Annotated in this window: 24 protein-coding genes; 9 read left to right on the forward strand and 15 right to left on the reverse strand. The window is 58.2% G+C overall.

Annotated elements, in window-relative coordinates; translation table 11 throughout:
* Positions 1–974: 974 nt before the first annotated feature.
* Positions 975–2,243: a tyrosine-type recombinase/integrase gene (locus tag GV819_RS15990; protein WP_161757027.1), complete on the reverse strand. Its 1,269-nt coding sequence runs from the start codon at positions 2,241–2,243 to the stop codon at positions 975–977.
* A 194-nt stretch (positions 2,244–2,437) separates the two neighbouring features.
* Positions 2,438–3,577 (reverse strand): elongation factor P maturation arginine rhamnosyltransferase EarP, encoded by a 1,140-nt coding sequence (gene earP / locus GV819_RS15995; RefSeq protein WP_161757028.1) that lies wholly within the window; start codon positions 3,575–3,577, stop codon positions 2,438–2,440.
* Between the two features lie 123 nt (positions 3,578–3,700).
* On the opposite strand from earP, the gene GV819_RS16000 reads away from it, so the two are divergent.
* Both GV819_RS16000 and GV819_RS16005 read left to right on the forward strand, forming a co-directional pair.
* Positions 3,701–4,096 carry a hypothetical protein gene (locus GV819_RS16000; protein ID WP_161757029.1) on the forward strand — a complete coding sequence of 132 codons (396 nt, stop codon included), beginning with the start codon at positions 3,701–3,703 and terminating at the stop codon, positions 4,094–4,096.
* Between the two features lie 2 nt (positions 4,097–4,098).
* Positions 4,099–4,581 carry a GreA/GreB family elongation factor gene (locus GV819_RS16005; RefSeq protein WP_161757030.1) on the forward strand — a complete coding sequence of 161 codons (483 nt, stop codon included), beginning with the start codon at positions 4,099–4,101 and terminating at the stop codon, positions 4,579–4,581.
* Positions 4,582–4,593: 12 nt separating this feature from the next.
* On the opposite strand, the gene cysB is transcribed toward GV819_RS16005, so the two are convergent.
* The 5 genes from cysB to GV819_RS16030 form a co-directional block, all read right to left on the reverse strand.
* A complete protein-coding gene (gene cysB / locus GV819_RS16010) occupies positions 4,594–5,568 on the reverse strand; it encodes an HTH-type transcriptional regulator CysB (RefSeq protein WP_007931387.1) in 975 nt (324 codons plus the stop codon).
* A 111-nt stretch (positions 5,569–5,679) separates the two neighbouring features.
* Entirely contained in the window at positions 5,680–6,180 is a 501-nt protein-coding gene (locus GV819_RS16015) for a universal stress protein (protein ID WP_161757031.1), read from the reverse strand.
* 95 nt (positions 6,181–6,275) lie between these two features.
* Positions 6,276–7,181, reverse strand: a complete 906-nt coding sequence (locus tag GV819_RS16020) for a 5'-nucleotidase (protein WP_161757032.1) — start codon at positions 7,179–7,181, stop codon at positions 6,276–6,278.
* A gap of 29 nt (positions 7,182–7,210) precedes the next feature.
* Positions 7,211–8,167 (reverse strand): putative 2-dehydropantoate 2-reductase, encoded by a 957-nt coding sequence (locus tag GV819_RS16025; RefSeq protein WP_161757033.1) that lies wholly within the window; start codon positions 8,165–8,167, stop codon positions 7,211–7,213.
* Positions 8,167–8,553, reverse strand: coding sequence for a thioredoxin family protein (locus GV819_RS16030; RefSeq protein ID WP_161757034.1), 387 nt, complete (start codon positions 8,551–8,553; stop codon positions 8,167–8,169). Before GV819_RS16030 ends, GV819_RS16025 begins: the two co-directional genes overlap by 1 nt.
* Here GV819_RS16030 and GV819_RS16035 point away from each other — a divergent pair.
* Together GV819_RS16035 and GV819_RS16040 are read left to right on the forward strand one after the other, a co-directional pair.
* Positions 8,552–8,986, forward strand: coding sequence for a PilZ domain-containing protein (locus GV819_RS16035; RefSeq protein ID WP_161757035.1), 435 nt, complete (start codon positions 8,552–8,554; stop codon positions 8,984–8,986). The two genes, GV819_RS16030 and GV819_RS16035, sit on opposite strands and share 2 nt — an antisense overlap.
* 140 nt (positions 8,987–9,126) lie before the next feature.
* Positions 9,127–10,203: a 3-deoxy-7-phosphoheptulonate synthase gene (locus tag GV819_RS16040; protein ID WP_161757036.1), complete on the forward strand. Its 1,077-nt coding sequence runs from the start codon at positions 9,127–9,129 to the stop codon at positions 10,201–10,203.
* 60 nt (positions 10,204–10,263) lie between these two features.
* On the opposite strand, the gene GV819_RS16045 is transcribed toward GV819_RS16040, so the two are convergent.
* Positions 10,264–10,545 carry a GNAT family N-acetyltransferase gene (locus GV819_RS16045; protein ID WP_011062548.1) on the reverse strand — a complete coding sequence of 94 codons (282 nt, stop codon included), beginning with the start codon at positions 10,543–10,545 and terminating at the stop codon, positions 10,264–10,266.
* Between the two features lie 644 nt (positions 10,546–11,189).
* Between GV819_RS16045 and GV819_RS16050 the strand changes: the two genes are divergently transcribed.
* Positions 11,190–11,441 carry an Lpp/OprI family alanine-zipper lipoprotein gene (locus GV819_RS16050; RefSeq protein ID WP_161757037.1) on the forward strand — a complete coding sequence of 84 codons (252 nt, stop codon included), beginning with the start codon at positions 11,190–11,192 and terminating at the stop codon, positions 11,439–11,441.
* A gap of 127 nt (positions 11,442–11,568) precedes the next feature.
* Here the strand turns inward: GV819_RS16050 and GV819_RS16055 are convergent, their stop codons facing one another.
* The 3 genes from GV819_RS16055 to GV819_RS16065 form a co-directional block, all read right to left on the reverse strand.
* The gene (locus GV819_RS16055; protein ID WP_161757038.1) at positions 11,569–12,543 is read right to left on the reverse strand and encodes a L,D-transpeptidase family protein; all 975 of its coding nucleotides are present in this window, start codon (positions 12,541–12,543) and stop codon (positions 11,569–11,571) included.
* A gap of 133 nt (positions 12,544–12,676) precedes the next feature.
* The gene (locus GV819_RS16060; protein ID WP_161757039.1) at positions 12,677–12,970 is read right to left on the reverse strand and encodes a hypothetical protein; all 294 of its coding nucleotides are present in this window, start codon (positions 12,968–12,970) and stop codon (positions 12,677–12,679) included.
* Positions 12,971–13,026: 56 nt separating this feature from the next.
* The gene (locus GV819_RS16065) at positions 13,027–13,632 is read right to left on the reverse strand and encodes an arylesterase (RefSeq protein WP_178124961.1); all 606 of its coding nucleotides are present in this window, start codon (positions 13,630–13,632) and stop codon (positions 13,027–13,029) included.
* Between the two features lie 10 nt (positions 13,633–13,642).
* Between GV819_RS16065 and GV819_RS16070 the strand changes: the two genes are divergently transcribed.
* On the forward strand, positions 13,643–14,326 hold the full coding sequence (locus GV819_RS16070; RefSeq protein WP_161757041.1) for an ABC transporter ATP-binding protein: 684 nt from the start codon (positions 13,643–13,645) through the stop codon (positions 14,324–14,326).
* The gene (locus GV819_RS16075) at positions 14,326–16,830 is read left to right on the forward strand and encodes an ABC transporter permease (protein WP_161757042.1); all 2,505 of its coding nucleotides are present in this window, start codon (positions 14,326–14,328) and stop codon (positions 16,828–16,830) included. The genes GV819_RS16070 and GV819_RS16075 overlap by 1 nt, the downstream gene beginning before the upstream one ends.
* 33 nt (positions 16,831–16,863) lie before the next feature.
* Here GV819_RS16075 and greB read toward each other — a convergent pair whose 3' ends face one another.
* Positions 16,864–17,337 (reverse strand): transcription elongation factor GreB, encoded by a 474-nt coding sequence (gene greB, locus GV819_RS16080; protein WP_161757043.1) that lies wholly within the window; start codon positions 17,335–17,337, stop codon positions 16,864–16,866.
* A 347-nt stretch (positions 17,338–17,684) separates the two neighbouring features.
* Between greB and GV819_RS16085 the strand changes: the two genes are divergently transcribed.
* On the forward strand, positions 17,685–18,314 hold the full coding sequence (locus GV819_RS16085) for a response regulator transcription factor (protein ID WP_161757044.1): 630 nt from the start codon (positions 17,685–17,687) through the stop codon (positions 18,312–18,314).
* A gap of 143 nt (positions 18,315–18,457) precedes the next feature.
* Here GV819_RS16085 and GV819_RS16090 read toward each other — a convergent pair whose 3' ends face one another.
* The 3 genes from GV819_RS16090 to GV819_RS16100 all read right to left on the reverse strand — a co-directional run bounded on the left by GV819_RS16090 (position 18,458) and on the right by GV819_RS16100 (position 21,023).
* Positions 18,458–18,766, reverse strand: a complete 309-nt coding sequence (locus GV819_RS16090; protein ID WP_161757045.1) for a class I SAM-dependent methyltransferase — start codon at positions 18,764–18,766, stop codon at positions 18,458–18,460.
* 298 nt (positions 18,767–19,064) lie between these two features.
* On the reverse strand, positions 19,065–19,499 hold the full coding sequence (locus GV819_RS16095) for a DoxX family protein (RefSeq protein WP_161757046.1): 435 nt from the start codon (positions 19,497–19,499) through the stop codon (positions 19,065–19,067).
* 102 nt (positions 19,500–19,601) lie between these two features.
* Positions 19,602–21,023 carry a transglycosylase SLT domain-containing protein gene (locus GV819_RS16100; RefSeq protein WP_161757047.1) on the reverse strand — a complete coding sequence of 474 codons (1,422 nt, stop codon included), beginning with the start codon at positions 21,021–21,023 and terminating at the stop codon, positions 19,602–19,604.
* Positions 21,024–21,256: 233 nt separating this feature from the next.
* Between GV819_RS16100 and GV819_RS16105 the strand changes: the two genes are divergently transcribed.
* Positions 21,257–22,063: a TatD family hydrolase gene (locus GV819_RS16105; RefSeq protein WP_161757048.1), complete on the forward strand. Its 807-nt coding sequence runs from the start codon at positions 21,257–21,259 to the stop codon at positions 22,061–22,063.
* The last annotated feature ends 6 nt before the right edge of the window (positions 22,064–22,069 follow it).

The raw sequence follows: 22,069 nt of genomic DNA on the forward strand, positions 1-22,069 counted from the left end.
ACATGTCAACGCATTTTGTGCGTAGATCTCCGGAATCGAAAAAGCCCGGCGAATCCTTTAGGGACTCAACCGGGCTTCTGTGTGCAGCATCGATCAGTAAATAGGGTGTTGCTTAAGGGTCGTCATCAACGCTTTACGGGTCGCCGCGTGGGAAACCTTGAGGGACATTGCAAGGCAAAGCCACGATCCGAAATAGATACAAAGCTGGGGCCTGCCGTAGGCGTCCTTGTAGACCCCGTTCATGGCTACTATCGCCTCTCCAGCAAACCAAGTACCGGACGCATCCTTGTCCGCTATCACACCAGCCTCGGACAGCTCGACTAAGGCAGCGTGGAACGTTCTGATTAGATCAGCGTGAGACCTGGGCCGCGAGCTTACCGGCACCATCTGGTGGATCTCATAGGTAGAGGTGATCAGTTGGGGTGAAACCATGTCTTCAAAATCCTAATAGAGCTGTCACTCTCGGGAACGCCTGGACAAGCTTAATGATCCCGTAGAGCACGGCGATACTGAGGACCCACGCGGCGACTGTTAGCGCCTTGTCCATGGGTCACTCCTTTGGAAGCGTGAAGGCGGTGGCTGTACCGCCCAGGACGTACCAGCAGTTACGGTTCAAGCCTGAATCCTTCGATATGGCTACGTCCGTAATACCATCGGCGCCCTGTGCGTAGGCTGCGACCTTCAGGTCAATTAATACTGTCGCTTCTTCCGGGGCCTGCTCTACGAAACTCCTATGACACCGACCGGCTGACACCTTGCTTACCACTTCGGCACCCTTAGGGATTGAGTCGTACACCTTGACCGTGCGTACTGCTTCGCGTTGGTCCTTGATGCTGGCGTAAGACTGCTCGTTGCCCACTTGAAGATTTGAAGAGTGGCTACTACAGCCCGTGATTAGGCCAGACAGTAGAGCCAGGTAAACAACCGCTCCGCGCATTAGAAGCTCCTTATTTGAGAAGCCCCGGATGATACCGTCAGGACGCCTTAAAGACACCCTCTAAGACCTCGGCCAGGGTGCCTACAGGGATCGAAGAACCGCCGTAAGTATCGTAAGCCAAGGTCCCCGTAGAGTGCCCAAGGAGCGCTTGAGCGAAGGCAACAGGAACACCTGTAGTCTTGAAGGATGAAGCCATATGGTGCCGTAAGGAGTGCAAAGTCTGGTGTTCGGACTTGTTGGGGAGAATCTCGCGGATCATCACACCGAGCCGCTTCCGTGCCTGGACATTGTTAACCCCGTGGTACACAGGTAGGGCTGGCTTAGGCCCCTGTAGAGCCTCCTTGAACCCTTCGAGGTCAAACCCCAGGACCCCGTCCACCAGAGGCACTACACGAACGCTGTATTTGTTCTTAACCGATTGCCCCTCGGCCTCCTCACGGATGTTGACGCATGTGTGGCCGTCAATCTCAGGGATGTCCTTGGTGGTTAGCTGTGTGATCTCCCGAGCCCGAGCCCCGGTGACAGCCAACAGAGACAGTCCCCAACGCTCCCAACTGTCCGCAGGAAGGGTCTCGGCGTGCCTCAGTAAGGTTTCCACCTGGGAGCGCTCGAACGGGATACGCGAGCTTTCGGCGTCCTTATTGAGCTTGAGCTTTGAAGTGTAAGCCTTGGTGAGATAGTCATTATCCACAGCCCAAGTCATGACCGTTGTGAACTGGGTTATTAGGTTGTTCACTGTCGAAGCCTTCCGACTCTCTAACAGCTCGTCACGCATAGCCACCAAGTCAGCCCGCGTGTGCTTCCGTAGGTCTGTGGTCCCGGTGACCTCCAACGCCTCGCTAATCTGCTTGTAGTTGCTCTCGTAGCCATCCAGGGTGGACTGCTTAACGTCCCCCTCCTTCTCCTTCAGGTAAACCGGGTATAGGTCATCCCAATGGAGCGCCTCTTGTGCTGCCCTCAGTGACTGCGCAGGGCCATCCCCTACGATGCCTTCGAGGTTGTCCACGATATCCACAAGGTCCTTTGAGTCGCCCCGGAGACGCTTAAGGGACGCTTCAAGAATCCTTTGAGCCCCAGCGGCTCCCCTGTGCTGATTCAAGGACATGCCCATGCTGGCCGTAGCTAAGCTGATGTTTACCTGAAGGTCCCCGTAGATCGACTCATAGGCCGATAGGGAGGCGTCTGTGTGAGCCTGGGAGAGAGCGTTAAGAGCCACGAAGGCTAAGCGCTCCTTGATGTCCGCCCATGGTGCCTCTGGGTTATCAAGGTGAAACACCGCGAGGGCGGCAAGGATGTCTTTGGTCAACTCTGTGGCTCGTGGTCGTTCGGTGGTGCGCAAGGATACCGTAAAGAGTCCCGTGGTAGCCCCTACAGGCCGCATACGCAGGTAGTAGACCCCCTCCCTCCTATACAGATAAGGACAGGCGAGGATGGTTTGTAACAGTGTTGTCTCTCTCTTGGTGCACATAGAGGGTTCCGCCCAGTGTTTGTGGGGCTCCCTCAGTGCTGATTCCAATTTAGGTAAAACTGCACCAGCGCCGCAGCAAGATCGGCTTGCAAGCCTTGTTCCAGACACCATTGTTCGGTGTGTTTCGTGACTTCCGGCCAGTGTTGCAGCAGGTTTTTCCAGGAATCGGCCATGGGTGCCTCAGTGTTCCAGGCCCGCCACAAGGCCAGGACCGCAGCCTTGGCGCCCGGGGAAAGCGCCCGGGTGTACAAGGAGAGAAAGGCCTCTAGCTTGTCCAGGTGGATGTCTTCGTCCTGCCGGTAGATGTGCCAGAGCATCGGTCGCCCCGCCCATTGCGCCCGCACAAAGGAGTCCTCCCCCCGCACCGCGTTGAAAGCACAGCACCACAGCAAGCGGTCGTAATCCTCCTGACGCACAAAGGGCAGCACCTGGATGGTCAGGGCCTGGCGTACTCGCAGGCTGCCAACAGTCAGTGGCTCGGCTCCCAACCAGCGCTGCACATCTCCCAGAATCCGTCCTTCAGGCACCAGTAGATGGGTCGGCTGGGCATCAGCGGCCAAAACATCCAACCAACTGGCAAGGCCCGCATTTTCGTAGGCAAACAGCGATATCAATCGGGCATCAGCGGCGGGCGAAACGCCCAGTCCCTGGAGGAAATCCAGCTGGGCCTGGCGATTGCGCTGGAAGTCATGCCGCTGTTCCAGCAGTCCTGCCTCGCGCAGGAGCCCACCGGTACCGGCCTGAAAACCGGGAAAGAAGAAGTACTTCTGCACCCCACGAAACTTCACCGAAGGCAGGCCGTGACAACCACTGACCCAGTCCTCGGCGCTCAGGTAGTCCAGATTCAGCCACAGCGGCGCACGCTCGCGGTCGGCCATGGCGTCCATATAGGCGTGGGGCAACTGACAAGCAAACGCGGCGATCACCACATCGGCCGCCGCTTCTGCCTGCCAAGCAGCCGGCCAGTGCCTGACTTCGACGCCATCCTGGTATTGCCGGGCCAGCTCGACGTCAATCTGCGGGCAGATTTTTTCGAACGCGCGCAAGTCATCGACCCACAAACGCACCACACATTGATGCTCGGCAACCAGTTGCCGGGCCAGGCGCCAGGTCACGCCAATGTCGCCGTAGTTGTCGACCACGCTGCAAAAAATATCCCAGGAGGCTTTCATTCCAGTCCCCGATTGGCAAAGGCGCCGATTGTCCGCATAAATGCGCCTGCGCAGAAGAGCCAACCGCGATTATCTTCGTGCGACAATCAGCCCTCGCCCAACACTGCCCGCCAGGAGGCAACCATGTCCTATCGCCCACCCGCCCGTCGACCGCTGCGCATCAGCCTCAACGTTCTGGCCCTCAGCGGCAGTATCGCCCTGGGCCTGTGGCTGGGGTTTCTGGCCATTGCCCTGACCTGCTGGCTGGCTGCGCATTTTCTCTTCAGCCAACAACTGGCGCCCGTGGCGCAAGCGGTGCAGCAGTTGGCGAAACCACCGGTGGTCGTACCTGAGCCACCGAACCGCTTGTTCGAACAGTATCAGGAGAATCTGCGCAAGAACGAAGAGCTGCAGTCCCTGGATAGTGCTCGCAACAACCCACGCAACTTGTCCAACCCCAAGTGCCAGTTCTGGTTGCAACAGGACCAGACCGCACCAAGCGAAAAGAGTCGGGCCAATGTCCTGCAATTCTGTAATTGACCATGAATAAACAGTCTGTCTGCCAACTGATTCTGCAACAACTTCGGGACGATCTGGAGGTTGCGTCACGGGCCGCGCAAACCGCCTACGAAACCGCTACCCATGAAGAGAATATTGCCGAGAACAAATACGACACCTTGGGCCTGGAAGCCTCCTACCTGGCGGCCGGCCAAGCCCGGCGGGTCGAAGAGATCCGTCAGGCGCTGAATCTTTGGCAAAATTTGCCCCTGCGCCCTTACGACTCACAGTCCGGAATTCAGGTCGGCGCGTTGTTGGGGCTGGAAGATCAAAACGGCCACGAACAATGGCTGTTTCTGGGGCCCGATGGGGCGGGCCTGAAAGTCTATGTGGTGGGGCAGTTGGTGACCGTCATCACTCCACGCTCGCCGCTGGGCAAAAGCCTACTGGGCAAGTTCGAGGAGGATGAGGTGGAAATCGTGGTGGCCGAGACTCGGCAACAGTTCACTGTCACCGAGGTCCGCTAGGCTGGCTGAAAATCAGTGAACCGGTAGTTCAACGCCATCGAACAGCTCTTCCAGCTCCTGCTTGTTGTGGCATTGAATTGCCTTGGCCATGACTTCACGGGTGAGGTGCGGAGCAAACTTCTCGATGAAGTCGCACATGAAGCCACGCAAGAAGGTGCCACGACGGAAACCGATCTTGGTGATGCTCGACTCGAACAATTCACTAGCATCCAGTACCACCAGGTCGCTGTCGAGCTTGGTGTCGACCGCCATCTTGGCCACGATGCCCACGCCTAGCCCCAAACGCACATAGGTCTTGATCACGTCGGCGTCGGCGGCGGTGAACACCACCTTCGGCGTCAGACCACGATGGCTGAAGGCCTCGTCAAGCTTGGAGCGGCCGGTAAAACCGAAGACGTAGGTAACGATGGGGTACTCGGCCAGGGTTTCCAGGGTCAACTTCGGCAGTTTGGTCAGCGGGTGACCCTGCGGCACCACCACGCAACGGTTCCAGCGGTAGCACGGCATCATCACCAGATCACCGAACAGTTCCAGAGCCTCGGTGGCGATGGCGAAATCCACGGTGCCGTCGGCGGCCATTTCCGCGATCTGCATCGGTGAGCCCTGGTGCATGTGCAGAGCGACGTCGGGGTATTGCTTGATAAAGCTACTGATCACCGGCGGCAAGGCGTAGCGCGCCTGGGTATGGGTGGTCGCGATGGACAGAGTGCCCTTCTTCTCGTTGGAGAACTCCTGGGCAATCTGCTTGATGCTTTCGACCTTGCGCAGAATCTCGCCGGCGGTGGTGATGATGCGCTCACCGGCCGGGGTTACGCGGGTCAGGTGCTTGCCGCTACGGGCGAAGACCTCAACGCCGAGTTCGTCCTCGAGCAGACGGATCTGCTTGCTGATACCTGGTTGCGAGGTGTAAAGGCTTTGGGCGGTAGCGGAAACGTTGAGGTCGTGGTGCGCCACTTCCCAGATGTAGCGCAATTGTTGAAGCTTCATATGAATCCCTCAAAGCAGGTAGACGCCACGGGTATCAGCGACGGTATATAACTATATTAATGGTCAGGAGAATAAATCTAGAACTTTTATTCAAAATTTTCCATTCCGTCCTCAGACATCGCCCTGACGTCGGCGCTGCACCAGAGGCACCAGGTAAACCGGTACTTTGGCCAACTGCAAAACCCGGGTTGCCGTACGCCCCAAAGGAGTTTGAGCACCGACCCCGTGGCTATGACTTCCCACGATCAGCAAATCCACCGAGAGTTTCGCCGCCTGATCCAGAATCACCTGTGACGGATCCCCCTGAAGGACACGCACCGACTGGATCAAGACCAGATCCTGCATGCCCTCCCCCAACTCCTCGCGAAAACTGTCGAGCACCCGCTGCTCGATATTGGCCATTACCGTACTCAGGCCCTGGCGATGAAACTCATTCAGCGACTGCTCATCCAGGTAACTCTGCAACACCGATTCGGCGAACAGGCCCATGGGCTCTACAGCGTGCACTACATGTAAGTCGGCATTGAACGTTCGAGCCAGCTCCAGCGCATGCTGCATCACAAAGGGTGCATACAGACCGAGGTCGGTGGCATACAGCATCGAACGAATCATATGACCTCCTCAACTGCCAATACGGCGGAGATTGATTCAGCTTAGCAGTGCCTGGAACTGTGGGAGGTTCAGCGCAAAACCTCGAACTTGAGGGTTCAAGTCCGAGCTTCGTTACTGATGCCGTGGGGTACATGACCGGTGGCGACCACCTCGCGAGCCAACTCGCAGTGACCGGGCTGATCATCGAAAAAGACATCGGCGGCGAACGCTTCGAGAAAAGCGGCTTTTTCCAATCCGCCCAGGAACAAGGACTCGTCCAGACGAATGTCCCATTCGCGCAACGTGCGGATCACTCGTTCATGAGCCGGTGCCGAACGAGCGGTCACCAAAGCGGTACGGATTGGACAGGTATCGTTGGGAAACTCGCCCTGGAGCAGATTGAGTGCAGCCAGGAACCCCTTGAACGGCCCTCCTGGCAAGGGCTCCCGAGCCGCCTGCCGCTCGCTGGCCTGAAACGCCTCCAGGCCACCGGACTGATAGACCCGCTCCGAATCATCGGAAAACAATACTGCGTCACCGTCGAAGGCAATGCGCAACTCGCCATTTTCCGCACGCCGGGCCCCGCCGGAGAGAATGGTCGCAGCGGCAAATCCGGCGTCCAGCGCACTGCGCACATCCTCGGCATGGGTCGAAAGAAACAGGTCGCTGCCAAAGGCCGCCAGGTAGGGATAAGGACTGCGACCGCCAACGAACGCGGCCCGGGAAATGGCCAAGCCGTAGTGCTGGATTGAATTGAATACCCGCAAGCCGGTGTCGGCGCTGTTACGCGAGACCAACACCACTTCAACCCGCGCATGCCCCAGGCTGGCGTTCAGGCTGAGGAGCTTTTTCACCAGGGGAAAGGCATCGCCCGGCTCGAGGATCTCCTCCTCATGCTCGATCTGGTATTGCCGATAGGCCTCGACGCCTTGGGCCAGATAGACCTTGTGGCTGTCACTCAGGTCGAACAGCGCCCGCGAGGAGATCGCCACCACCAGTTTGTCATCCAAGCCCTTTGCCATGTTCCGCCCCTTCAGGTGATGAGCCCAGCTCAAGCGTGGCGTCGGTCGATGAAACTCAAGGCTTGGTACAACGCCTGGATTTTCGGCAACTCACAACCGGCAGCCCGCGCTGCCGCCAAAGGTGCGGCATAGATAGCCGCCAACTCCAGAGGACGCTGATGCAGGAAATCATGGTACATGCTCGGCCAGTAGTCGGGCATGTGCTCAGTGGATTTGAACAACTGCTGTGCATAGGCGACGGGGATGACATGCCCGCAAGCCGCTGCACCCTGCAGCACTTCCTGCATCAGATCCTGAATCAACTCACGGCTAGCTGGGTCGCCCATCAGCGGCGTGGTGCTAGCCTTGAGCAACACCGACAAACCGTTGTACGGCACATTCCACACCAGCTTTTGCCAGCGCGCCTGATGCAGGTTGCTCATGGCCTGGGAGTCGAGCCCAGCTTCACGAAACAAAGCGGCGCCCTCCTCGACAATCGTCTGGCTCAAGGCCGGATCAGCACTTGCCGGACCGCTGTGGTAACCAAGGTTCACAGCTCCCAAGGCCTGATGCTCGATCTGGCCAGGCCCCGCACGATGCACGCAGATAAAGCACAGGCCGCCCAATAGATGCAGCGACTCGGGCAGCACAGCGCGCAACGCATCTTCGACATCAAGGCCATTTTGCAATACCAGAACCTTGGCATCAGGTGCCGCCGCCTGGATGATCGACGGTGCCAGCTGGACGTTGCTGGTGGCTTTGGCGCCCACCAGCAGCCAGTCACAAGGGGGCATTTCTTCGGCGCTGGCGTACGCCTGCACCGGCTTCAGGCTCAGCACTCCATGCTGGGTGCTGTTGACCCTTATCCCTTGCTCGACCACCGCCGAGAACTCGCTGCGTAATAGAAAGTGCACGTCGAAACCAGCCCGGGCCAGCATCACCCCGTAGAAACCTCCGATCGCTCCGGTCCCGATAATGCCCACACGCGGTTTACGGCCTGCACCCATCAAGGCAACTCCTCTGGTAATCGATTAAGCGCCTGACCCAGGCTCTCGCTGAGCTCCTTGTACGTCAGACGGGACTCCAAGGCCCCATAAAACTCACCGTCGCGTACCACGAACAGGGCCGGGAGGTGAAACACCTGATAACGCTCCACCGCTCCGCCGTTGTCGCCCGCATCGATCCAGCACAGACGGTCGACCGGCAGCGCCAACTCCGGCAATTGCGCCCGGGCCCAACGACAACCGGAACAGCCAGGACTGGTGAAAACCAAGAGGGAAATACCATCCAGGCCCAGTAGTTGCTGGTCGACATCGAAGTCGGACAGTTCCAATTCGACCACTATACTGGTGGAGACAATGTCAATTGGACGACACTTGGAGTCTGCGGTCATGGGACGTTTTCTGCCTCATCCTGATGAAGTTCCGGTTGAACTGACCCTGCGCAAGCACGCGTGTATTTCGCGCCAGCGGTTGCACACTATCAGTCTCGGCGGCATGGCATGCAATTACCACCGTGCCTGGCGCCGTGGCACTGCGCTGGAGGTGCACATGCCGACGTTGGGGGAAAATGCCCGCTACAACGGCTATGTCGCCTGGTGCCTGAAACGCAAGCGCGGCTATCTAGTTGGCATCGCCTTTGTCGATGAACAAACGCTGTTCGGCGCCCGCATGGGCGAACAGGTGTGCCAGATTGCCCGCTACTGCCGCCTGCATGAGCCTCAGAGCGAACAGCAATGCATCGAGGCCCTGGCCCTGGATTGGGTCGAGCAGCACGCCGAGGACTATTCCGAAGACAGCGTGCACGAGGCTTTTGTGCAGCCATAGCCCAATAAAACCGCCGCCTGCCCATTGTAGAGTCACTGGGTAACGCGCTAAGGTTCCGCTCCCCGACGCGCTCAAATCCGCTGTGCTCCGCCGCGCGGGGATCGCTGGCGGCCGGCACCCGTGACCTGACGAGTAACACGATGGCTGATTTACCGATCAACGACCTTAACGTCGCCTCCAACGAGACCCTGATCACCCCTGATCAACTCAAACGAGACATCCCGCTGAGCGACACTGCCTTGCGCACCGTGACCAAGGGTCGCGAAGTTATCCGCAATATCCTCGACGGCACTGATCATCGTCTGTTCATCGTCATTGGGCCCTGCTCGATCCACGACATCAAGGCAGCCCACGAGTACGCCGAGCGGCTCAAGGCCCTGGCGGCGGAAGTCTCCGACACCCTGTACTTGGTGATGCGGGTGTACTTCGAAAAACCACGCACTACCGTGGGCTGGAAAGGCCTGATCAACGACCCTTACCTGGATGACTCTTTCAAGATTCAGGACGGTTTGCATATCGGCCGCCAACTGTTGCTGGACCTGGCCGAAATGGGCTTGCCCACTGCCACCGAAGCCCTGGACCCGATCTCCCCGCAATACCTGCAGGATCTGATCAGTTGGTCGGCCATTGGTGCGCGTACCACCGAATCCCAGACCCACCGCGAAATGGCTTCCGGCCTGTCGTCGGCCGTAGGTTTCAAGAATGGCACCGACGGCGGCCTCACCGTGGCGATCAACGCCTTGCAATCGGTTTCCAGCCCGCATCGCTTCCTCGGGATCAACCCACAAGGCGGTGTGTCGATCGTTACGACCAAAGGCAACGCCTACGGTCACGTGGTGCTGCGTGGCGGCAACGGCAAGCCGAACTATGACTCGGTCAGTGTCGCCGTCTGCGAACAGGCCCTGAGCAAGTCCAAGATCAAGCCGAACATCATGATCGACTGCAGCCATGCCAACTCCAACAAGGATCCGGCACTGCAACCTCTGGTCATGGAGAACGTCGCCAACCAGATCCTCGAAGGCAACCAATCGATCATTGGCCTGATGGTCGAAAGCCACTTGAACTGGGGCTGCCAGGCGATTCCGAAGGACCTTTCGGAACTGCAATACGGCGTCTCGGTTACCGACGCCTGTATTGACTGGGAAAGCACCGAGAAAACCTTGCGCGGCATGCATGCCAAGCTCAAGGACGTGCTGCCGAAACGCGATCGCGCCTGATCTTTTTCGACAGCCACAAAAACGCCGGGCCAAGCCCGGCGTTTTTCATGGTCGCCCCGATCAGAGTTTTGCAGCGTGACGCTGATGGCGTTCCATGTAGCGCTCTACATAAGAGCAGGACGGGATCACCGTGTAGCCCATGCGCTCGGCGTACTCCAGCGCCTGCTCGGTCAACGCCGCAGCAATACCGCGTCCACGCAGCGCGTTGGGCACGAAGGTGCGATAAATATCCAGGGTTTGCTTACCCAGGTCCATATAGGTCAGGTAGGCACGATGACCGTCCACATTGGTCTCGAACTGATGACCAGCCTGGTCATGGTGGATGGACAACGCCTCGCTCATCACTACTCCTTGCGGGTCTGGAATGCCGACCCCTACCTTACCGATGTTTTTCCGGCGAAGGAACAACTACGCCACCTCGTACCTGCAGGACGCCGAGTAGAAGCCATCGCTCTTGTCACCACGAGCACGTTACAAAATAGTAGGCGCCCTTGGCATAAATGCTCAAGCCACACTCATCACAGATCAGCGCAAAACCTTGCCCAACCCTCGACTGAAGCCGCGCCAAGGTGAGCGTAAGAATGCGTAGGAGCTAAACATCGCCGGATGCTGAAACTTAAGACGAGCTTCGCCTCTTAAAGTCACCGGCAAGATGGATAAAGATAGGCCCACACCCGTACAAAATCTGAACAAAAGTGTCATCGGCACAATATAGAACGACTTTAGCCTAGACTCAGAAACTGCGCCTGGAAAAGCCCGAGGCCAGCGCTGGCACGCAAGCAGGACCCTCTGCCAGAGCCTTGCCGCTGAATATTTTTTATACAAGCCGCTAAAAAGTTGCTCGAAAAAGATTCACCGCCTAGACTTTTTTTTGCTTCTTGCGCTACGTCAGTTTACTTACTACAAGTAATGGGTAGTATGTACGCCGGCTGTTTCCTCACTCTGAGGCGATAGCTATTAATAGAAAGTCCTTGAAGGGGAACACGATGAACAACGTTCTGAAATTCTCTGCTCTGGCTCTGGCCGCAGTTCTGGCTACCGGTTGCAGCAGCGTATCCAAAGAAACCGAAGCTCGCCTGACTTCTGTTGAAGACTCGTCGGCTCGTGCTCAGGCTCGTGCAGACGAAGCCTACCGTAAAGCTGATGAAGCTCTGGCTGCTGCTCAAAAAGCACAACAGACTGCTGACGAAGCTAACGAGCGCGCTCTGCGTATGCTGGAAAAAGCTAGCCGCAAGTAATAATCCTTCGGGATTGTTATCAAGCCGATCCATTTTTTGGATCGGCTTTTTTATTGCCTGAAATTTTCCACGGGCAATAAAAAACCCGCGCATACCAACCGGTATCCGCGGGTTGTCGTTGTATCGCTTACTGCTGCATATCGTAGGGGGTACTGGACAGCGATGCCGCGGACGCCGTGGTTGGCACAGCGATCTCAACCGGCAGACCATCTTCGGCCGCGACCACATCACGTACCACATCCCAATTCATGCGTAGGTTATTGGCCAGGTCCGCACGTTTGAGCAAGGCATTGATCACCGCAGTGTGCTTGTCGACCACCGAAGGATTGCCCTTGTCATCCAATGGAGTATGCGCCTCCAGGTAGACTTTGCCGCCACTGACACCGAACTTGTACGGGTCGTTGATGATGCGTACGGAAGTTCCCACCGGAACCATGCCGGCCATTTCCAGCACATTGTTGTTGAACATACGGAAACAACCGTGGCTGGTACGCATGCCAATCCCGAACTTCTTGTTCGAACCGTGGATCAGGTACCCCGGAGTGCCCAGGGTGAACTTGAACGGCCCCAGCGGATTGTCCGGCCCTGCCGGCACCACGTTCGGCAACGGGTCGCCATCGGCAGCATGCTCGGCCTTGATCGACGCTGGCGGAGTCCAGGTCGGGTTCGGGGTTTTCGCGGTGATGCTGGTGTGCGCAATCGGCGAGCCCCAACCCTCACGACCGATACCCAGAGGGAACGTGTAAACCACGCTCCGGCCCTTCGGGTAGTAGTACAGGCGATACTCGGCCAGGTTGATCACGATGCCTTCACGAGGCCCCGGCGGCAGGATGAAGCGAGTGGGCAGGACCACTTCGGTGCCCGCACCCGGCAACCACGGATCGACTCCCGGGTTGGCCGCCACCATCTCCAGGTAACCCAGGTCATAAGTAGTGCCGAGGTCAGCGAAGGTGTCTTCATACTTGGCCTTGATCACCTGCACCTGACCGACGATGTCTTCACCAGGCGGCGGTAGAGGCAATTCCAATGCGGCAACGGGACCAGCCACACACAATGCGGCAAGAGTCAGGCAGCGGGTGACGACGGGGAGGCGCGGCAACATCCGGATAATCCTTCGCATGAACAACGAATGAAAGAACACGATTGTACACCCCGCCCCTTGGCTGCGGGAGCCAGGCCGGAGAGACAAACATAGACATATGAAATCCCTGTCGAAACGGTCCGCTACGGACCGTCTACAGCTCGAACCGCAACTCCGGCCAGATCGGCGGCGTGCCACGTTTTTGCGACTCCAGAATCGCCCGGCACAGCGGGCAGAGTCGTTGGTCCTGGAAAATCGTCCGACCCACAGTCGACCAACGAGGCTGGGCAGGCAACAACGTGCCACACAAGGTCCGATCGGCGGAACCTCCCAGCTCCAACTGACGCGTCACTAGATGCACCCGAACCTCCTGGCAGGCGAACAGGTCGAGCTGTTCATCAGGCTCGATCAATTGATAGGCAAACAGGGACCAGGCGGGACGCGGCATTGGGGGCTCCAAATAGGGGGCGCCACATTAGCCGAAACACTGCTACTAGAAAAGCATCAAAGCAGCGGTTTTAGCGTCGGCCAGACATTTTCCAGCAACTTGCCCTGAGCCGCCGCTGCGGGGTGCAGACCATCTGCCTGCATCAACTCCGGATGACCGCCGATCCCGTCGAGAAAAAATGGCACCAGAGCCACCTTCTTGTCACTGGCCAACTGGCCATAGACCTGAGCGAATGCCTGGGTATAGCGCACACCGTAGTTGGGCGGCAACTGCATGCCCAACAGCAGCACCTTCGCGCCACCGGCCTGGGCACTGTCGATCATCGACGCAAGATTTTGTTGCAATTGCTGGGGCGGCTGGCCACGCAAGCCATCATTGCCCCCCAACTCAAGTATCACCACTTGGGGTTTATGCTCTGCAAGCAGCGCTGGCAGCCGCGCCTGGCCCCCGGCACTGGTATCACCACTGACCGAAGCGTTGACCACCTGATCATTGAAACCCTGCTCCTTGAGCCGCTTCTCCAGCAGGGCAACCCAGCCTTGGCGGGTATCCAGCCCGAAAGCCGCACTGATACTATCGCCAACGATCAGGACTGTACCCGCCGCTGCGTTCTGGGCCATGCACATCAAGGCCAGGCCGGCACTCAAAAACCATACACGCATCGGATTCTCCATGGGCGCAAGCATTCTCACTGCGCGGAACCTTAGCAAAGTGGTTCCCAGCGCGGAAGGTGAACTGACCATCCTCCACGAACTCAGCCTGGAACTGAATCAAGGCGATAGTCTGGCCATCGTCGGCGCCTCAGGTTCCGGAAAATCCACACTGCTCGGATTACTGGCAGGGCTCGACCTGCCCAGCAGCGGCGAAGTCACCCTCGCCGGACAAGCCCTGAGTGGCCTGGATGAAGACCAACGAGCACGTATCAGAGCCGAACATGTGGGATTCGTCTTTCAATCCTTCCAACTGCTCGACAGCCTCAACGCCCTGGAAAACGTCATGCTGCCCCTGGAGCTGGACGGCCGCCGCGACGCCCGCGAGCGCGCTACCGAGCTGCTGCAGCGGGTCGGCCTCGGTCAGCGCCTGAGCCACTCGCCACGCCAGCTTTCCGGTGGCGAGCAACAACGAGTGGCTATCGCCCGGGCCTTTGCCGCTGAACCTGACGTACTGTTTGCCGATGAGCCCACCGGCAACCTCGACAGTCATACCGGTGAACGTATCAGCGACCTGTTGTTTGAACTCAACAAGGAACGCGGCACCACCCTGGTGCTGGTGACTCACGATGAACGCCTGGCCCATCGCTGCCGGCGCTTGATCCGTCTTGAAGCGGGCTTGCTGGTCGCCCCTCTGGAGCCTTGATGGCACGTTTGCCGCTGTTGCGCCTGTTCAGCCTCGCCTTCCGCCAGCTGCTGCGCGATGCCCGCGCCGGAGAGTTGCGGGTGTTGTTCTTTGCCTTGCTGGTCGCCGTTGCGGCGAGTACTGCCATAGGCTATTTCGGCGCGCGCCTGAACGGTGCCATGCTGCTGCGGGCCACCGAGTTTCTCGGTGCCGACCTGCTGCTGGAAGGCAGCTCGCCTGCACGTCCGGAACAGCTCAGTAGCGGGCGTGAACTGGGGCTGGATCACGCTCGAATTGTCGAGTTTTCCAGCGTTATCGCCACCGACAACAGTATCCAGCTCTCAAGCATCAAGGCAGTCGACCCGTCTTACCCTCTGCGCGGACAACTCAAGAGTGCAGCCGCGCCCTACGCGACTGAAGTACTCGGCGGCGGACCGAAGCCCGGAGAAGCCTGGGTCGAACCTCGTCTGTTGACTGCGCTGGACCTGAAGATCGGCGACAGCATCGACGTCGGCATGAAGACCCTGCACCTTACCCGGGTACTGACCTACGAACCCGACCGTGCCGGAAACTTCTACAGCCTGACCCCCCGGGTACTGATCAGCCTGGAGGACCTGCAAGCCACTGGCGTCGTCCAGCCGGGTAGCCGGGTCAGCTATAAGGAGCTCTGGCGTGGTCCAGCACCAGCACTTGAGACCTATCGCCAATTGATCAAGCCGGGGCTGGCAGCCAACCAGCGACTTCAAGATGCACGTGATGGCAACCAGCAGATCGGGGGAGCACTGGGCAAGGCCGAGCGCTATCTGAATATGGCCAGCCTGGTAGCGGTGCTGCTCTCGGGCGTTGCCGTGGCCTTGTCGGCCAACCGTTTCGCCACCCGGCGCTTCGATGCCAGCGCCCTACTACGTTGCCTAGGCCTGTCTCGTCGGGAAACGATGCTGCTGTTCAGTGTGCAACTGGGGCTTCTCGGACTGCTCGCCAGCCTCAGCGGCGCCCTGTTGGGATGGCTGGCGCAACTTGGCCTGTTTTATCTGCTGCATGACCTGCTTCCCAGTGACGTACCACCAGGCGGGCTGCTCCCTGCAATCGCCGGCATTGGCACAGGCCTGGTAGCCTTGGCCGGTTTTGCCTTGCCGCCGCTGGCGGCACTGGGTCGGGTCCCGCCGTTGCGCGTGCTGCGCCGCGACCTGCTACCGATCCCTTCCAGCACCTGGATGATCTACGGCGCCGCGTTGTTTGCCCTGGGTCTGATCATGTGGCGCTTGAGCCTGGACCTGGTACTGACCTTCGCCCTGCTCGGAGGCGGCCTGTTGGCCGCACTGGCACTGGGAGGATTGTTGTTGCTGGTGCTGCAAAGCTTGCGTCGCCTGTTGGCTCGTTCCGCCCTGCCCTGGCGCTTGGGCCTGGGCCAACTGCTGCGCCACCCCTTGGCGGCCGCCGGGCAGTCCCTGGCCTTTGGCCTGATCCTGCTGTCCATGGCGTTGATTGCCCTTCTACGCGGAGAGTTGCTGGACACCTGGCAGAACCAACTGCCGAAAAATGCCCCCAATTACTTCGCACTGAACATTCTGCCGGCTGACAAACAGGCTTTCACCGATCGCCTGGTACAACTCTCGGCCCCCTCTGCCCCTCTATACCCGGTTGTTCCTGGCCGCCTCGTGAGCATTAATGGCGAACCTGTCAGGGAGCTTGTCAGCAAGGAGTCAGAGGGTGATCGCGCGGTACAGCGCGACCTGAGCCTGACTTGGGCAGCCGAACTCCCCGCTGGCAACAGCATCACCCAAGGAAGTTGGTGGGCGGCGCAAGCAGATGATGCTTTACCTGGCGTCTCGGTCGAGGCCAAAGTGGCACAAAGCCTGAAACTGAAGCTGGGGGACCAACTGACCTTCACTGTCGCTGGCGTCAATCGAGAGGCCCGGGTCACCAGCCTGCGCAGTATCAACTGGGATAACTTCCAGCCAAACTTCTTCATGATTTTCCAGCCGGGTACATTGAAGGACTTGCCTGCAACCTACCTGACCAGTTTCTACCTGAGCCCGGGCCACGACCAGCAGATCGTCGAGCTGTCCAGGGCATTTCCAGCCGTCACCATCCTTCAGGTAGAGGCCCTGCTGGAGCAATTGCGCAGCATCCTGGCCCAGGTCACCCTGGCGGTGGAGTATGTATTGCTGTTTGTACTGGCAGCGGGGATGGCGGTGCTGTTTTCCGGACTGCAGGCCACCCTTGACGAGCGTATTCGCCAGGGTGCGCTATTACGCGCCCTCGGCGCCGAACGGCAGTTGCTGGTCAAGGCGCGGCGAATCGAGTTTGGCCTGCTCGGCGCGGTCAGCGGCCTATTGGCAGCCTTAGGTTGCGAACTGGTCAGCTTGGTACTCTACCGTTTCGCCTTCGATCTACCCTGGCAGCCACATCCCTGGCTGTTGCTGCTACCGCTGATTGGCGCACTGCTGGTAGGCGGGGCCGGAGTTTTCGGCACCCGCCGGGCGTTGAATGCCAGCCCGTTGAGCGTCTTGCGCGAAGGTTGAAGACCATAGGCTCGTCGACTCGCAGCGACGAGCCTACTTCACATAGTCGATCTGGTTGATCCACCACAAGGTCTCGCCCGCAGGGGTATGGACGATGGCCTCATCGCCCACTTCTTTCTTCAGCAGCGCCCTGGCCATGGGTGAGTCGATGGAGATGTAATCCTTGCGCTGATAGATCTCGTCATAACCCACGACACGAAAGCGCTTGATCTCGGCAGCTTCATTTTCAACTTCGACCCACGCACCAAAGAACACCCGCCCCTCCTGCTCCGGCGCATAGGTCACGACTTTCATGTCTTCCAGGCGCTTGCGTATGTAGCGCACCCGGCGGTCGATCTCTCGAAGGAGCTTCTTGTTGTACTGATAGTCGGCATTTTCACTTCTATCACCCAGTGAGGCGGCCCAGGTGACCTTCTGCGTGATGTCCGGGCGTTTTTCCCGCCACAGATAATCCAGCTCCTGTTTCAGAGCGTCGTAACCATCCTGTGTAATGAGCTTGGTACTCAATGGCTAATCGCCCTCCAGCCTTGTGCAGGCTGCTCTGTATTTGAATGAACCGAAGACTTGCCCGGCCATGGCCGTTGACCAAGGGGCTCGAGTCACACTTCGCCCCAGCCGCTGCGCAAGCGCACACGATATCCCGTCCTTCTATGTGACATCACTATCAGATTTGTCCGATTTAGATTTCAGAGAGGTCGGCTAATCATAGAGCCAAACAGTCGATGCTTACTGTCTCAGGCACCTCTACAACCACGGCTTTTGTAATCAGTGCAACCTCGCTACTTGAAACCTACTTCCCCAAACAGTTCGCCAACCACTACCAATACCTCTAAAAATCAAAGGGAATGTATTAAATGGGCAATATCATTATCGTCGATGACCACCCCCTGATCCGATTGGCCATCAAGTCGGTGCTGGAACCCTATCAGCACACTATCGTCGCCGAGGCTGACAATGGCGCGGACGCGGTTCAACTAGTGCGCAAGCACATGCCGGACCTGCTGATCCTCGATCTGGGAATCCCCAACCTGGACGGTTTTTCGGTCATAGCTCATATCAAGTCTGCCGAGCTGCATGTCAAGACCCTGGTACTAACCTCCAGTGACTCGAAGAACTTCGCCCTGCGCTGCCTGCAGGCAGGAGCCGCAGGCTTCCTGTGCAAGACCGAGAACCTTCACGAACTGGGCAATGCCGTAAAAGCCATCTTGTCCGGATACAGCTACTTCCCGGAAGACACCATCAATATTCTGCAGCAGAACACCAACGCCGCCAGCCAGGAAAGCGTACTGATTTCCCGCCTGACTGACCGTGAGATAACGGTCTTGAAGTTATTGGCTACCGGTCTGAACAACCAGCAGATAGCCGAAGCACTGCTAATCAGCCACAAGACTGTCAGTACCTATAAGGTACGACTGCTCAAACGCTTCAATATTTCCAACCTGGTGGCACTGGCGGAACTGGCAAAACGTAACGCGGTTGTTTGAATCCCAAGCTCTGGTAATCCCAGGTACAGCGGTGGCAGCCACAGTTGCGAGCGTTGTTGCCAGTATCTGGACGAACCCAAGCTGATCCGAATACGGCGCAGTTCAGCAATATGCTGTCCAGCTCCGTCGGATTAGCTGCACATTCAACGGCGAATAATCAGTCCCTGTCGGGCAACACGAGTCAGGTGTTTAATCACCTCTGCGGCAGCTTCAGCACTGGGAGCGGGTATGACCGCCAGATCAAAGCTGTCGCTGGCAAAGCGCGCCAGGGAGTCGCCATCTTCGACAAATTGAATCAGAAATGCCGCCGGGCCTGCGGAACGCCGTGGCCAGCCATCGAGATAACGCAACAAGGTGGGTTGGTGTTTACCACCAAGAAGTATTTTCGGATTGCGCGGGGATAGACTCGCCGTGATCGGCGCAAGACGTACAAGGGGGCGTGGTGCATTCATCGTATCGTGTCTCTACCTCAAGTTTCTGCCGGGCAGGTGAGAGGCAACACCGAACCAGCGCTTTAGCGGTATTTCGAAGCCTGGAAATAGCTTCTATCAGTGATCTTTCGACTCACTTGGCGCCCCGCAAGTAGCTGTTTAAATCGGCGCATAAGCAGCATCCTAGAGAAGCCGACAGGTCAGTGTCAAGAATCAGTAGCAATGAAAAAGGCCTGCATTCGCAGGCCTTGGAAAATCTTCGTAACGGTTGATCCAAAGCTGGCGACAAGTCTCCGGCCAGTTGAATGAGCCAGCCGAGTTACCTGGCAATCGTTGCATCCAGTGACAGCTTGCCTGCACCTTCAAACAGAACCGCCACTGTACCGCCGAGCAATGCCAGGGCGAATTCATAACCGTTGTCGGCCATGAACAAGCCATGACTGATATGCACCGAGAAGATCGCCACCAGCAAGGTAAACGATAGACCCAGTGCCGCCGGCCGCACCAACAGTCCAACGATCAACGCCAACCCGGCAAAGAACTCGGTGCCGCCGGCCAGCAGCGCCATCAGATAACCCGGAGCGAGGCCAATGCTTTCCATCCACTGAGCCGTTCCTGCCAGACCGCCACCACCAAACCAGCCAAAGAGTTTCTGCGAGCCGTGGGCCGCGAAGATGATGCCGACGAAAATTCGCAAAACGGTCAAGCCATAACCGGCGCGAGTGCCCAGCAGGTTTTTGATCAGTGTGCTCATGCTGTGTAGTCCTGTGTAAGGTAGGGAAGTTGGCCGCCATACTAATCAGTTTTTATCATGTTAAAAGCGGAAATTATCCGACATAACAATCAATATTTTCGATTATTTTCGAGACGCAACTTTTCGCTCCGGAGGCTCCAAGGAGCCTCGCTCACGATCAAAGGCCAGATAGTACTTGTTGACACTATTAACATAGCTGACCGCCCCCATGCCCACCTGCTCCATAGCGATACGCTCTACCTGGAAGAACCACTGATTGGGATTCAACCCCCGGCGTCGGGCCTCGCTGCGCATCCCCTGAACCCGTTCCGGCCCCATGTTGTAGGCCGCCAGGACGAAAGCCATGCGCTCGCGTTCGTTGAGCTTGGGACTGGAAAAGAACTTGCGGCGAATCATCGCCAGGTACTTGGCTCCGGCCTGCACATTGCTGTCCACGGACTGAATATTGCTGACCCCGACTCGTTGTGCGGCGGAGGGCGTGATCTGCATCAGCCCGGTAGGCCCACCACCACTCCTGTCACTAGGCTGCAGGGCCGACTCCTTGAACGCCAGGGCCGCAAGGTTCAGCCAGTCCATGCCCTGCTCCCCCGCATGTTTCTGCAACACCGGGCGCAGTTTCTCCAGTCGCTGGCGATCAGCCCGGGCCAAGGGGTAATGCACCTGATACTGGCGTCGATAGATGCGCAGGAATGCGACATCCTGATCTGCAGGTGCCTTATAGGTCTTGAGGAAACGATCGATACTGGCGCGCAACATCGATGCATCACGCCGGACAAACCAATGCTCCTCGCCCGGCTCGCTGATCTTCAACTGCTTGTCGAAACGCAACCTGGGCAGAATCTTGCTCCAGCGCTCGGCAATCGGCTGCTCGACAATGGTCAGGTGGAATATGCCGCCCTGGACCATTTCCAGCACATCCTCCACCGCCAGGCTGGGATCGACCCACTCGACCTTGATCGGCGCGAGTTTGTGCAGCGTCAGCTTCTGATTGATCTGGCTTACCGCCTCCCCCGCAGCGCTGCCAGTGGTCAAGGTCAGGGTCTTGCCGGACAACTGCTCGATCCGCGTATAGCGACGCTCACCCTTGATCCCCACCAGCATCAAAGGAACATTGCTGACAATTGGATCACTGGAATTGACCGCATGCCCTGGCTGAGCCTCCAACAACTCACCTGGCGCCACAAGATCCCCTTCTCCTCGCTGCAAGGCACCCAGCAATTGATCCTTGGCCTTGGGAATGATCTTGAGACTGATTTCCTGGCCATCACGGGCATGCCCATTGAGGTACTGCTCGAACGAGCGCAGGCGATGGTATTCGACACCGATGGCCTGGCCCTGGACTTCACCAGAGCTATTACGGCTCTGATTGACCAGCACTCGCAACACTCGACTACTGCGAATTTCCGCCAGATCGCGCACCTTGGCAGCAGCCAAGGTTTCCGGCGGACCGGCCAAACGCGCCACGGCCGGCAACGGCATCAACAACGACAGGCACAGCGCAAGCAATATCGAGGGTCGGGTCATCCGCTCTCCGCAAAGAATGCTGTTCAACCCTTCGTCGTTTTTGAAGGATTGATCGACAGAAACAGAGCGCCTTGAGCGCTGGCAAGGTGCGAAAGACAATCGTAGCGACGGCAAAATCCCGGCCGCCACGTTCTTCCGGCAGCAAAAGACCGCTTTAACTCGTTGTAGTTCTTGGTTTTTCTTATAAATCTACAGCTCTGATATGCTTTCCGGCCGCAGGCGGAGATAGCACCATGCAACTCATCGATATCGGCGTCAACCTGACCAATCCCTCTTTTGCCGAAAAACACCAAGCCGTTCTCGATCGTGCTTATGAAGCGGGAGTCTGCCAATTGGTCCTGACCGGAACCAGCGTCGAAGGCAGTGAACAGGCCTTGGAGTTGTGCCAGCAACTGGACACCGCTGGGCAACGACTGTTCGCCACGGCAGGCCTGCACCCTCACTGCGCCAGCGACTGGAATGCCGACAGCGTCCGACGTTTGCGCGCCCTGCTCAGCGAACCCCGGATACGTGCCGTGGGCGAATGTGGACTGGACTTCAATCGAGATTTCTCCCCTCGGCCACAACAGGAAAAGGTCCTGGAAGAACACCTGGCACTGGCTGTCGAACTGCAACTGCCAGTATTCCTCCACGAACGTGATGCCAGCCAGCGCCTGCTGGACATCCTGCGAGATTTTCGCGACCGCTTGCCGACAGCCGTGGTGCATTGCTTTACCGGTGAGCAGCAGGCGCTTTTCCGCTACCTTGACCTGGACCTGCACATCGGCATCACCGGCTGGATCTGCGACGAGCGCCGGGGCACGCACTTGCACCCGCTGGTGCGCAATATTCCCCGTGGGCGCCTGATGCTGGAAAGCGACGCCCCCTACCTGCTGCCACGCAGCCTGCGGCCGAAACCGAAAAACGGCCGTAACGAACCGGCCTACCTGACGGAAGTCTTGCGCGAAGTGGCACGGCACCGCGAAGAGACGCCAGAACACCTGGCAAGCCACAGCACCGCCTGTGCCAGAGCATTTTTCCACTTGCCTGAGATTGCTTGACTCATA

It is taken from the genome of Pseudomonas sp. Fl5BN2 (genome assembly GCF_009908205.1).
Lineage (GTDB): Bacteria > Pseudomonadota > Gammaproteobacteria > Pseudomonadales > Pseudomonadaceae > Aquipseudomonas.

Bases quoted from the DNA above. Each gene is read 5' to 3' on its own strand.
- cysB (WP_007931387.1), bottom strand. From the start codon at position 5,568: ATGAAGCTTCAACAATTGCGCTACATCTGGGAAGTGGCGCACCACGAC.
- GV819_RS16015 (WP_161757031.1), bottom strand. From the start codon at position 6,180: ATGATTCGTTCGATGCTGTATGCCACCGACCTCGGTCTGTATGCACCC.
- GV819_RS16060 (WP_161757039.1), bottom strand. From the start codon at position 12,970: ATGCCGCGTCCCGCCTGGTCCCTGTTTGCCTATCAATTGATCGAGCCT.
- earP (WP_161757028.1), bottom strand. From the start codon at position 3,577: ATGAAAGCCTCCTGGGATATTTTTTGCAGCGTGGTCGACAACTACGGC.
- GV819_RS16085 (WP_161757044.1), top strand. From the start codon at position 17,685: ATGGGCAATATCATTATCGTCGATGACCACCCCCTGATCCGATTGGCC.
- GV819_RS16050 (WP_161757037.1), top strand. From the start codon at position 11,190: ATGAACAACGTTCTGAAATTCTCTGCTCTGGCTCTGGCCGCAGTTCTG.
- GV819_RS16030 (WP_161757034.1), bottom strand. From the start codon at position 8,553: ATGACCGCAGACTCCAAGTGTCGTCCAATTGACATTGTCTCCACCAGT.
- GV819_RS16025 (WP_161757033.1), bottom strand. From the start codon at position 8,167: ATGGGTGCAGGCCGTAAACCGCGTGTGGGCATTATCGGGACCGGAGCG.
- GV819_RS16070 (WP_161757041.1), top strand. From the start codon at position 13,643: ATGGGCGCAAGCATTCTCACTGCGCGGAACCTTAGCAAAGTGGTTCCC.
- GV819_RS16055 (WP_161757038.1), bottom strand. From the start codon at position 12,543: ATGTTGCCGCGCCTCCCCGTCGTCACCCGCTGCCTGACTCTTGCCGCA.
- GV819_RS16090 (WP_161757045.1), bottom strand. From the start codon at position 18,766: ATGAATGCACCACGCCCCCTTGTACGTCTTGCGCCGATCACGGCGAGT.
- GV819_RS16040 (WP_161757036.1), top strand. From the start codon at position 9,127: ATGGCTGATTTACCGATCAACGACCTTAACGTCGCCTCCAACGAGACC.
- GV819_RS16075 (WP_161757042.1), top strand. From the start codon at position 14,326: ATGGCACGTTTGCCGCTGTTGCGCCTGTTCAGCCTCGCCTTCCGCCAG.
- GV819_RS16095 (WP_161757046.1), bottom strand. From the start codon at position 19,499: ATGAGCACACTGATCAAAAACCTGCTGGGCACTCGCGCCGGTTATGGC.
- GV819_RS16105 (WP_161757048.1), top strand. From the start codon at position 21,257: ATGCAACTCATCGATATCGGCGTCAACCTGACCAATCCCTCTTTTGCC.
- GV819_RS16035 (WP_161757035.1), top strand. From the start codon at position 8,552: ATGGGACGTTTTCTGCCTCATCCTGATGAAGTTCCGGTTGAACTGACC.
- GV819_RS16020 (WP_161757032.1), bottom strand. From the start codon at position 7,181: ATGGCAAAGGGCTTGGATGACAAACTGGTGGTGGCGATCTCCTCGCGG.
- GV819_RS16065 (WP_178124961.1), bottom strand. From the start codon at position 13,632: ATGCGTGTATGGTTTTTGAGTGCCGGCCTGGCCTTGATGTGCATGGCC.
- GV819_RS16100 (WP_161757047.1), bottom strand. From the start codon at position 21,023: ATGACCCGACCCTCGATATTGCTTGCGCTGTGCCTGTCGTTGTTGATG.
- GV819_RS16005 (WP_161757030.1), top strand. From the start codon at position 4,099: ATGAATAAACAGTCTGTCTGCCAACTGATTCTGCAACAACTTCGGGAC.
- GV819_RS16045 (WP_011062548.1), bottom strand. From the start codon at position 10,545: ATGAGCGAGGCGTTGTCCATCCACCATGACCAGGCTGGTCATCAGTTC.
- GV819_RS16000 (WP_161757029.1), top strand. From the start codon at position 3,701: ATGTCCTATCGCCCACCCGCCCGTCGACCGCTGCGCATCAGCCTCAAC.